At 72.0% G+C, this 10,842-nt stretch carries 9 protein-coding genes and 1 riboswitch; of the genes, 2 read left to right on the top strand and 7 right to left on the bottom strand.

Annotated features, from left to right (window positions below; translation table 11 throughout):
• Nucleotides 1-38: 38 nt before the first annotated feature.
• The 5 genes from VFH10_RS03615 to VFH10_RS03635 form a co-directional block, all read right to left on the bottom strand.
• On the bottom strand, nt 39-344 hold the full coding sequence (locus VFH10_RS03615; RefSeq protein WP_325126019.1) for a DUF3017 domain-containing protein: 306 nt from the start codon (nt 342-344) through the stop codon (nt 39-41).
• A gap of 4 nt (nt 345-348) precedes the next feature.
• On the bottom strand, nt 349-1,206 hold the full coding sequence (locus VFH10_RS03620) for a bifunctional methylenetetrahydrofolate dehydrogenase/methenyltetrahydrofolate cyclohydrolase (RefSeq protein ID WP_325126021.1): 858 nt from the start codon (nt 1,204-1,206) through the stop codon (nt 349-351).
• Nucleotides 1,207-1,228: 22 nt separating this feature from the next.
• Nucleotides 1,229-2,803, bottom strand: a complete 1,575-nt coding sequence (purH, locus tag VFH10_RS03625; RefSeq protein ID WP_325126024.1) for a bifunctional phosphoribosylaminoimidazolecarboxamide formyltransferase/IMP cyclohydrolase — start codon at nt 2,801-2,803, stop codon at nt 1,229-1,231.
• Nucleotides 2,804-2,841: 38 nt separating this feature from the next.
• Nucleotides 2,842-2,920: riboswitch (ZMP/ZTP riboswitch) on the bottom strand.
• 1 nt (nt 2,921) lies between these two features.
• On the bottom strand, nt 2,922-3,566 hold the full coding sequence (gene purN / locus VFH10_RS03630) for a phosphoribosylglycinamide formyltransferase (RefSeq protein WP_325126026.1): 645 nt from the start codon (nt 3,564-3,566) through the stop codon (nt 2,922-2,924).
• A 37-nt stretch (nt 3,567-3,603) separates the two neighbouring features.
• Complete coding sequence (locus tag VFH10_RS03635; RefSeq protein ID WP_325126028.1) at nt 3,604-4,854, bottom strand: DUF6350 family protein; 1,251 nt, start codon at nt 4,852-4,854, stop codon at nt 3,604-3,606.
• A 163-nt stretch (nt 4,855-5,017) separates the two neighbouring features.
• Here VFH10_RS03635 and VFH10_RS03640 point away from each other — a divergent pair, with 163 nt between their 5' ends.
• Nucleotides 5,018-6,844, top strand: a complete 1,827-nt coding sequence (locus VFH10_RS03640; RefSeq protein ID WP_325126030.1) for a hypothetical protein — start codon at nt 5,018-5,020, stop codon at nt 6,842-6,844.
• Between the two features lie 35 nt (nt 6,845-6,879).
• Nucleotides 6,880-8,118: a kynureninase gene (kynU, locus tag VFH10_RS03645; RefSeq protein WP_325126032.1), complete on the top strand. Its 1,239-nt coding sequence runs from the start codon at nt 6,880-6,882 to the stop codon at nt 8,116-8,118.
• A 173-nt stretch (nt 8,119-8,291) separates the two neighbouring features.
• On the opposite strand, the gene sucD is transcribed toward kynU, so the two are convergent.
• Together sucD and sucC are read right to left on the bottom strand one after the other, a co-directional pair.
• Entirely contained in the window at nt 8,292-9,173 is an 882-nt protein-coding gene (gene sucD, locus VFH10_RS03650) for a succinate--CoA ligase subunit alpha (protein WP_325126034.1), read from the bottom strand.
• A gap of 24 nt (nt 9,174-9,197) precedes the next feature.
• Entirely contained in the window at nt 9,198-10,358 is a 1,161-nt protein-coding gene (gene sucC, locus VFH10_RS03655; RefSeq protein ID WP_325126036.1) for an ADP-forming succinate--CoA ligase subunit beta, read from the bottom strand.
• Nucleotides 10,359-10,842 lie beyond the last annotated feature (484 nt).

Consider the following 10,842-nt stretch of genomic DNA (forward strand, 5'->3'; position numbering starts at 1 on the left):
CCGTGGTAATCCACCCCCACCCCGACGCCCCCAACACGTCACAACGGCTGCGCAGGCACGATCACCGCGAGCACGATCAGCGTGATCCCGGCGACGGTCAGCATGAGTACGTCGGACCAACGCCGCCGCACCCGCAGCATCCCGGCAGCGCGCTCGCTGAGCACCGCCCGGCTCAGGGACCCCAGCAGCAGCCCGACCCCCATCCACACCAGCCCGGTGCGCCAGGCCCCGGCCACCACGATGCCGAGCCCGACACACGTCATCGCGACGACGACGATGTAGACGGTCCCGCCGACGGTCTGCGTCAGCCGGCGTGACGTGGGGTCGGGGACGGGGGCGGACAACGGGTCAGACCGTCGTCAGCGACTGCTCGGCCACCGAGACGATGTTGGAGAGCAGCATCGCGCGGGTCATCGGACCGACCCCGCCCGGGTTCGGCGACACCCAGCCCGCGACGTCGTACACCTCCGGCGCCACGTCGCCCGCCAGCTTGCCCTCGACCCGGGACACCCCCACGTCGAGCACGGCGGCACCCGGCTTCACCATGTCGCCGGTGACGATCCCCGGCACGCCGGCGGCCGCGACGACGATGTCGGCGGTGCGCACGTGCGCGGCGAGGTCGCGGGTGCCGGTGTGGCACAGCGTGACGGTCGCGTTCTCGCTGCGCCGGGTCAGCAGCAGCCCGAGCGGCCGACCGACCGTGACCCCACGACCGATCACGCAGACGTCGGCGCCCGCGATCGGCACGTCGTGACGGCGCAGCAGCTCGACGATGCCGTACGGCGTGCAGGGCAGCGGCGCGGCCTTGCCGAGCACCAGCCAACCCAGGTTGGTCGGGTGCAGCCCGTCGGCGTCCTTGGCCGGGTCGATCCGGCCGAGCACCGCGTGCTCGTCCATCTGCTTGGGCAACGGGAGCTGCACGATGTAGCCGGTGCATGCGGGATCGGCGTTGAGCCGGTCCACGGCGTCCTCGACCTCGGCCTGGGTGGCGGTCTCGGGCAGGTCCACCCGGATCGACTCGATGCCGACCTCGGCGCAGTCCTTGTGCTTGCCGTTGACGTACCAGCGGCTGCCCGGGTCGTCACCCACCAGGACCGTGCCGAGCCCGGGCACCACGCCGCGCTCGCGCAGGCGGGCGACGCGCTCGAGGAGCTCGCCCTTGATCGCCTTCGCGGTCGCGGTGCCGTCGAGAATCTGTGCCGTCACGCGGGTGATCCTTTCATCCGGCTCAGTGGAAGAAGTGGCGGGTTCCGGTGAGATACATGGTCACGCCGGCCGCCCGCGCCGCAGCGACGACCTCGTCGTCGCGCTTCGACCCGCCGGGCTGGACGATCGCCGAGACCCCTGCGTCGATGAGCACCTGCGCGCCGTCGGCGAACGGGAAGAACGCGTCGGAGGCGGCAACGGACCCGGCGGCCCGCTCCCCCGCCCGGGAGACCGCCAGCCGGCACGAGTCGACCCTGTTGACCTGGCCCATCCCGACACCGACCGAAGCGCCACCGGAGGCGAGCAGGATCGCGTTGGACTTCACCGACCGGCAGGCCCGCCAGGCGAATCCGAGATCCGCCAGCACGTCCTCGGACGCGGGTTCACCCGACGCGAGCGTCCACTTGGCCGGGTCGTCGCCGCCGCCCTCGACCGAGGCGTCAACCGCGTCGCTCGCCTGGATGAGCAGGCCGCCCGAGATGCCGCGCGTCTCGATGCCGCGGTTGCGGGCCGGGGCACAGACCAGGATCCGGAGGTTCTTCCTGCGGGCCAGCAACTCGACCGCACCGTCGTCGTACCCGGGCGCCACGATCACCTCGGTGAACACCTCGGCGACCTGCTCGGCCATCGCGACCGACACCGGGACGTTGGTGGCGATCACGCCGCCGAACGCCGACACCGGGTCGCAGGCGTGCGCCTTGCGGTGCGCCTCGGCGACATCGGCACCCACGGCGATCCCGCACGGGTTCGTGTGCTTGATGATCGCGACCGCGGGCTCGCTGAAGTCGTACGCCGAACGGCGGGCCGCGTCGGCGTCCACGTAGTTGTTGTAGGACATCTCCTTGCCGTGCAGCCGCTCCGCCTGCGCGAGCCCCGGCTGGGGCACGAACCCGCTGGTGTAGATCGCGGCGCTCTGGTGCGGGTTCTCCCCGTAGCGCAGCACGTCCTTCTTCTCCCAGGTCGCGCCCATCCAGGCCGGGAACCCCGAGCCCTCGCTCGTGTCGGTCAGCACGTTGCCCATCCACGAGGCGACGTGCACGTCGTACGTCGCGGTGTGCACGAACGCCTCGGCGGCCAGCCGCTGCCGCTGGGCCAGCGTGAAGCCACCGGCTCGCACCGCCTCGAGGGCGTCGGCGTACCGGTCGGGCGAGGTGACGACCGCGACGCTCGGATGGTTCTTCGCGGCCGCCCGCACCATCGACGGCCCACCGATGTCGATCTGCTCGACGCACTCGTCGGGGGTGGCGCCGGACATCACCGTCTCGGTGAACGGGTAGAGGTTCGACACCACCAGGTCGAACGGCTCGATGCCGAGCTCGGCGAGCTGCTCGCGGTGCGTGTCGAGCCGGAGGTCGGCGAGGATGCCGGCGTGCACCCTCGGGTGCAGCGTCTTCACGCGGCCGTCGAGGCACTCCGGGAACTCGGTGAGGTCCTCCACCTTGGTGACCGGTACGCCGGCGTCGGCGATCCTGGCCGCGGTGGAGCCGGTCGAGACGAGGACGACCCCCGCGTCGTGGAGGCCGCGGGCGAGATCCTCGAGCCCGGCCTTGTCGTAGACGGAGACGAGCGCGCGCTTCACGGGGCGGCGGTCGGACATGTGCAGCTCCTCGTCGATCGGTTGTGTACTTCGATCTCCGAGGGCACCCAGGCGTTCGATGCTCTCGACCTCGCACTCCCTGGTGGTTGCCCACCTGCGCCAGTCGTGTGCCCTCAGGTTACAGGTCTCCGAACCGCACCTTCCGGTCGGAGATGGTGAAACCCTCGCGGGCCATCCGACCCACGTTGTCGACGAGCATCGTGCGCTCGGCGACCTTGATCCGCTCGTGCAGCGACACCACGTCGTCGTCGTCCTCGACCCGGACGGCCACCTGGTCGACGATCGGGCCGGTGTCCACCCCGGCGTCGACCACGAACAGCGTGGCGCCGGTGACCTTCACCCCGTAGGCAAGGGCGTCGGCAGCCCCGTGCATGCCCGGGAAGGACGGCAGCAGCGCCGGGTGGGTGTTGACGTAGCGGCCGGCGTACTCGGCGAGGAACGGCGCCCCGGCGAGCTTCATGAAGCCGGCCGAGACCACCAGGTCCGGGGAGTGCTCCCGGCAGGACGCGGTCAACGCGGCGTCCCACTCCGCGCGATCGGCGTAGTCCTTGACCCGGTGCACGAACGTGGGCACGCCGGCGCGCTCGGCACGGGCCAGGCCCTCGATCCCGCTCCGGTCGGCCCCCACCGCCACCACCACGGCGCCGTACGCCGGGTCTGCCGACGCGTCGAGCAGCGCCTGCAGGTTGCTTCCCGTGCCGGACACGAGCACGACCAGCCGCGCCGGGCGGCGCCCCTCGGAGGGGGCAGGGGTGTCGGGCACGGCCACAGGGTAGCGAGAGGCCCCAGGTCCCCGATGGTCAGAGCCGGATGGTGTCCTCGGTGGCCGGGTCCTGCTCGTCGCCGGGCACCACGTCCGTCGTACGACGCAACCGCCAGGTCATCAGCACACCGCCGAGCAGGCTCCCGCCGCCCAGGGTGACGACGGCCGCGGTCAGGATGTCGGGGAAAGGGGCGCCGACGTCGGCCATCCGGCCCGGACCCGCCGCGCCACCCGCGAGGTGGACGAGGACCGCGACCAGGACTCCGCCCAGCACGCCGGCGCCGAGGCCGCGCAGCGCACCCGACCCCCAGTCGCGGGTGGGGTGGCGGCGGACGGTGAGTGCGCCGGCCAGCAGCGCCGCGAGCACCGGTACACCGATAAGTGCCGGAGCCCACGCAGCGCCGGGGCCGGGCGACGGCAGTGCGGCGAGCAGCGGGAAGGCCGGCAGCGGGCCGAGCGCCACCACCGACGGGGACACGACGGTGCCGGTGCCGACGGCGAAGCCGGGCCCGAGCAGGTAGGCGCCGCCCATGAGCGCGGCGTTCGGCGCGAACGCCGCCACCACGAGCGTGTAGAGCGCGCTGCCAGGCCCGTCGGCGTGCAGGCGGGACAGCACGTTGGCGCCGGTGCCGATGTCGAGCACCAGCGCGACGGTGACCAGGACCGCACCCGCGGCGAGCACGGCAACCGCGATGCCGGCGGCGCCTCGCAGGACCGCGACGGCAGTCTCCGGAAGCCGCCCCGCCAGAACCCCCGCCTCACCGCGGACCAGGCCGGCGCCGCCGCCGACCAGGGCGAGCAGGAAGGCCCCGGCGAAGGACTGGACGAGTCCCGGCTGCGCGGTCGGCAGCGTCGCGAGCACCGCGGTGACGACCGCCACGACGCCGTACACGCCGGCCAGGACGACGGCCGCCAGCGCGACCGCGGCCCCGTCCTCGTCCGCGGAGGTGGCCCGGGCCCACCCCCCGAGCCGGAGCGCCACGTAGCCGCAGAGCGCGGTGAGGCCGAGCGGGACGACCGAGATCGTCGCCCCCGCCAGGGTGAGGCCGGAACCGTGCGCGACCAGCCAGGCGTCCGCGCCGATCCGGATCGCGTCCCGGGTGTCGCCGTGGCCGCCGGCGTCCGCCGCGAACCAACCCGCCAGTCCGACGGCCATGCACGCGAGCAGCACCGACCCGGCCGCGACCGCACCGGCGAACGCCGCGCTCAGCCACAGCGGCCGCGCGAGCGGCCTGCCGGCAGCGGTCGGCGCGGTCGTCCTCGACGGCGGCGTGAGCAGGCTGGTCATCGCGTCCAGTGTCGTGGAGCCGGGCGGGCGTTCGGTGGACCCACGCCGGGCGGCCGACGGGGACGTGACGGGGACCACGCGGATTCACGGTGCAGTTCGGGGAGCCCCTATCGTTGAGTGCTTCGGGGACGATTCGGCACGGGGTGGACCAGGAGGCAGACGCATGCTGCGGGAGGAGAGCTTCGACTCCTTCTACCAGTCGACCCGCCGAACCCTCCTCCTCCAGGCCTTCGCGCTGACCGGCGACCTGGCCGCGGCCCAGAGTGCGGTCAAGGACGCCTATATCTCCGCGTGGCACCACTGGCGCAAGGTGGCCCCGCTCGAGGACCGCGAGGCCTGGGTCCGGGTCCGGGCCTGGCAGCAGGCCCAACGCCGGCACCGCGGCCGCATCTGGCACCGCAACAAGGGGATCACCGACGAGCACCGGCGGATCCTCGACGGCCTCGCCAAGCTCACCTCGACCCAGCGCCGCACGCTGCTGCTGGTCGATCTCGCCCGGCTCTCGCCCGCCAGCGCCGCCCGCGAGCTCGGCATCACCCAGGACGTGGCCGCCGGACACCACCAGGCCGCCGCGACCGCGCTCGCCGCTCACCTCGAGACCGACCCGGCGCTGCTGCGTGCCTTCCTGCTGCGGCTCGACGACGCTCTCGACCAGGCCACCCTGCCCCGCGGCTCCATCGTGCGCAGGGCCGGCCGGAAGCGTCGCCAGCTGAACACCGTCGCCGCCACCGTGGTCGCGGTCACCGTCGCGATCGGCGCCGGCGCCGTCGCGTACGAGCCGGGCCGTAGCGCCCCCGACGACAGCCTGCGGATGCTGCGTCCCCAGCCCGTCACGGACACCGCCTCCCCCGCCGACACCCTGCCGACGGCCGACAACCTCCTCGACGAGGACCAGATCCGGCGGCTCGGGCTCGACAAGGAGTGGAAGGTCGAGACCACCCACGCCAACACCGCGGGCGACGGCATCAACAGCGTCTGCCAGCAGGCCCGGTACGCCGACCCCGACGGGCTGGCGGCGCTGGTCCGGGAGTTCGAGGCCAAGGGCAAGGTCAAGCGCACCGCCGTGCAGACCGTCGAGATCTCCGAGTCCATCCCGCAGGCCAAGAAGGGCTACCGCACGACGCTCGGCTGGTACGCCGGGTGTCGGCTCGCGCGGCTGCAGCTGCTCGACGCCTACCAGGTCAACAACATCGGCGCCGAGGCCGGTGTGCTGACCCTGCGGGTCTGGGAGAAGCCGATCACCACCTACTCGGTCGCGGTGGCGCGCACCGGCGCCGTCACGACCACCACGGTCGGCAAGACGGTCGGCGCCAAGCCGCCCCCGGCCCGCCAGATCACCCAGTCCCTGGCCGACTCGGTCTCGATGCTGTGCGCCCGCAGCGGCTCGACGGGCTGCGCGAAGCGTCCGACGTACCGCATGGTGCCGCCACCGCCGTCCGGGGAGGAGCGCGGACTGCTGGCAGTCGCCGACCTGCCTCCAGTGGGCAACGTCGAGAGGCCGTGGGTGGGCACCGACGCCTCGTCCGGTCGGCCGAACCCCTCGATGACGACGTGCGACCGGGCCAACTTCGCCAAGGCCCGCGCGCAACGGACCCGCAGCCGCACGTTCCTGATCCCGGAGGCAAAGCTGCCGGCGCGTTTCGGGCTGTCCGAGACCTACGGGCGGTTCCGCACCCAGAAGGCGGCCCGCAGGTTCCTCGACGAGGTCCGCTCCCGCGTCGCCAGCTGCGAGGACCGCGACCTGGCTACGAACGTGACGAGCGCGCGCACCGTGCGCAACCCGAAGCGGGGGGTCGACTGGTCGGCGTGGACCCTGCGCACCGAGATCTCCGAGCGCGAGGCGGTCCGCTTCCGGGTCGGCTTCGTGCGCATCGGCAGGACCGTCTCACAGCTGACGTTCGTGTCCGCCCCCAAGGACGACATCGCCGGCCCCCGGTTCGACGCGCTGGTGCAACGCGCCGGTGACCGGCTGCGCGAGCTCGACGCCTGACCACCCCCGGGGCCGGCAGACCCTAGGGTGGCCGGGTGAGCTCCCTCGACCTGTCCCGCGCCGGTGCGGAGTCCCTCGACACCGGCAACCCGCTGCGCGGCCATCACGACCTCTTCGACCTGCCCGAGGGGCTGGTCTACCTCGACGGGAACTCGCTGGGCGCCCTTCCCCGGTCCGTGGCGCCGCACCTCGCCCGCGTCACCGGCGAGCAGTGGGGACGGGGCCTCATCTCATCCTGGAACGACGCCGACTGGATCCACCTGCCGGCCCGGGTCAGTGCCAAGATCGCCCCACTCATCGGTGCACCCCCCGGGGACGTCCACGTCGGTGACTCCACGACCGTGCTGCTGTTCAAGATGATGGTCGCCGCCGCCCGGATGCGGCCCGACCGCCGCGTGATCGTCATCGAGCCCACCACGTTTCCCACCGACGGGTACGTCGCCGCCGGCGTGGCCGACCTGCTCGGCCTCGAGGTGCGGTGGTGCGACCCGGCCGACCCCGCGGCCGCCCTCGACCACGACGTGGCGCTGCTGGCCCTCACGCACGTGGACTTCCGCAGCGGTGCTCTCTACGACATGGCAGCCCTCACCGCGGCGACCCACGAGGTCGGCGCCGTGGTGGAGTGGGACCTGTGCCACTCCGCCGGCGCGGTGCCGGTCGACCTGGTCGCGGTGGACGCCGACTTCGCCGTCGGCTGCACCTACAAGTACCTCAACGGTGGCCCGGGCTCCCCCGCCTTCGCGTACGTCGCGGCCCGGCACCACGACGACCTCGCCCAGCCGATCACCGGCTGGATGGGGCACGCGCACCCGTTCGAGATGGAGCGCGACCACCGGCCGGCCGATGGAATCCGGCGGATGGCCTCCGGCACCCCGCCGGTGCTCGCCCTGTCGGCGCTCGACGCCGCGCTCGACGTGTTCGGCGACGTCGACATGACTGCGCTGCGACAGGTGAGCGTGTCGCTGACCGACTACTTCATCGCCCTGGTCGACGCACGGCTCGGCGACACGTTCAAGATCATCACCCCGCGCGACAGCGCGGTGCGCGGCAGCCAGGTATCACTCGCGCACCCCGACGCGTACGGCGTGGTGCAGGCGCTCATCGCCCGCGGCGTGGTTGGCGACTTCCGCACCCCCGACGTGGCCCGGTTCGGTTTCGCCCCGTTGTACGTCACCCACGTCGACGTCTGGGACGCCGTCGACCGGCTGGTGGCCGTGATGGCCGCGGACGAGCACCTGCACCCGTCGTACGCCGTCCGCAACGTCGTCACCTGACAGCTGGGGAGCCGCCCGATGCTTCCCGCGGCGAACTGACCCTTCCCGCGGTGAGTTCGCCACGGGAAGGGGCCAATTCACTGGGGACCCAGTGAATTTTCCACCGCGCCCGGCACGCCGAACGGCCCCCGGAACACGCTCCAGGGGCCGTCGCGCGACGCTTGCGTTTGGCGTCAGAGGTTCTGCAGCAGGTCCCGCATCAGCTGGGCGGTCTCGGACGGCGTCTTGCCGACCTTCACGCCGACGGCCTCGAGGGCCTCCTTCTTCGCCTGCGCGGTGCCGGAGGAGCCCGAGACGATGGCGCCCGCGTGACCCATCGTCTTGCCCTCGGGCGCGGTGAAGCCCGCGACGTACCCGACGACCGGCTTGGTGACGTGGTCCTTGATGTACGCCGCCGCGCGCTCCTCGGCGTCGCCACCGATCTCGCCGATCATCACGATCGCCTTGGTATCGGGGTCGGCCTCGAACGCCTCGAGCGCGTCGATGTGCGTCGTGCCGATGACCGGGTCGCCGCCGATGCCGATGGCCGTGGAGAAGCCGTGGTCACGCAGCTCGTACATCATCTGGTAGGTCAGCGTGCCGGACTTCGAGACCAGCCCGACCGGGCCCTTGCCGGCGATCGTCGCCGGGGTGATGCCGGCCAGCGACTCGCCGGGGGTGATGATGCCCGGGCAGTTCGGGCCGATCATCCGGGTGGACTTGCCGTCGAGGTACGCCCACACCTCCGCGGTGTCCTGCACCGGCACGCCCTCGGTGATCACGACCAGCAGGCCGATGCCCGCGTCGATGGCCTCCACGCAGGCGTCCTTGGTGAACGCCGGGGGAACGAACACGACCGACACGTCGGCGCCGGTCTCGGCCATCGCCTCCTTGACCGTGCCGAAGACGGGCAGGTCCTTGCCGCCCAGCTCGACGCTGGTGCCGGCCTTGCGTGCGTTGACGCCGCCGACGATGTTGGAGCCGGCCTCGACCATGAGCGTGGTGTGCTTGGAGCCCATGCCACCGGTCATGCCCTGGACGATGATCTTGGAGTCCTTGTTGAGGTAGATCGACATGCTGTTCTGTCTCCAGTCTCGTTCTCAGGCGTTGGCGAGCTCGGCGGCCTTGTCGGCCGCGCCGTCCATGGTGTCGACCATGGTCACGAGCGGGTGGTTGGCGTGGTCGAGGATCCGGCGACCCTCCTCGACGTTGTTGCCGTCGAGCCGCACCACCAGTGGCTTCGTGGCCTCGTCGCCGAGGATGTCCAGGGCGCCGACGATGCCGTTGGCCACCTCGTCGCAAGCGGTGATGCCGCCGAAGACGTTCACGAACACGCTCTTGACCTGCTGGTCGCCGAGGATCACGTGCAGGCCGTCAGCCATCACCTGGGCGTTGGCGCCGCCGCCGATGTCGAGGAAGTTGGCGGGTTTGACGCCCCCGTGCTTCTCCCCGGCGTACGCCACCACGTCGAGGGTCGACATGACCAGACCCGCGCCGTTGCCGATGATGCCGACCTCGCCGTCGAGCTTGACGTAGTTGAGGCCCTTGTCCTTGGCCTGCGCCTCGAGCTGGTCCTCCTCCTCGCGGATCACGAACGTCGCGTGGTCCTCGTGGCGGAACTCCGCGTTCTCGTCGAGCGACACCTTGCCGTCGAGCGCCTCGAGCTTGTCACCGGCGAGCCGGGCCAGCGGGTTGACCTCGACCAGGGTCGCGTCCTCCTCGACGAAGACCTTCCACAGTGCGAGCACCATCTGGACGGCCTGGTCGGTGAGCGCCTCGGGGAACTTAGCCTCGGCGACGATCGCGCGGGCCTTCTCCTCGTCGACCCCGGAGCCCGGGTCGATGGCGATCTTGCGGACCGCCTCCGGGTTGGTCTTGGCGACCTCCTCGATCTCGACGCCGCCCTCAACGCTGGCGATGCAGAGGTACTGCCGCTGCGCGCGATCGAGCAGGAAGGAGAAGTAGTACTCCTCGTCGATACTGGCCGCCGGCGCGATCAGCACCCGGTTGACGGTGAGCCCCTTGATCTCCATCCCGAGGATGGCCTTGGCGTGCTGCTCCGCCTCGTCGGGTGTGCGGGCCAGCTTGACGCCGCCGGCCTTGCCGCGGCCGCCCGCCTTGACCTGTGCCTTGACCACGACGGTGCCGAGCTCCTCGGCTGCCGCGCGCGCCTCGGAGGGCGTGTTCGCCACGATGCCGAGCGTCACCGGTACGTCGTGCTTCGCGAAGAGCTCCTTCGCCTGGTACTCCATCAGGTCCACAGGGATTACCCGTCCTTCTCGTCGGAGGTGGCGCTAGTGTCCGGACCCGACACTAGACCCGTGACCCGGCTCACCTCCACGTCACCCTGGTCACACCCGATCGTTGGTCGGGGATGTCCGACAAGCCTGTCCTGAGCGCCGGAGGCGAGCGGATCGCGGTCCGCACGACTGACCCGCGTGGCGGATCGGCCGACGATCGCGCTGGGGCAGGGGTACCCGGACCAGCAGGGCGGGACGGCGGTGGATTACCACGGTCCCGTGGTAATCCACCGCATCCCCCAGGGAGTTCCCCACGGGAAGCGGCAGTTCACCACGGGACCGTGGTAATTGGCCCCCGCCCCGGCCCCGGCCTCGCCCTCAGTCGGCGGCGCGCATCGACCGGGTGCCGACCCAGAGCCCGAACAGGCAGACGAGCCCGGCGGCGGCGAAACCGCTCGCCACGACACTCGCGTCGAAGCTGCCGGCGAACAGCGCGCGCTCGGCG

The organism is Nocardioides sp. (assembly GCF_035697785.1).
Taxonomy (GTDB): domain Bacteria; phylum Actinomycetota; class Actinomycetes; order Propionibacteriales; family Nocardioidaceae; genus Nocardioides_B.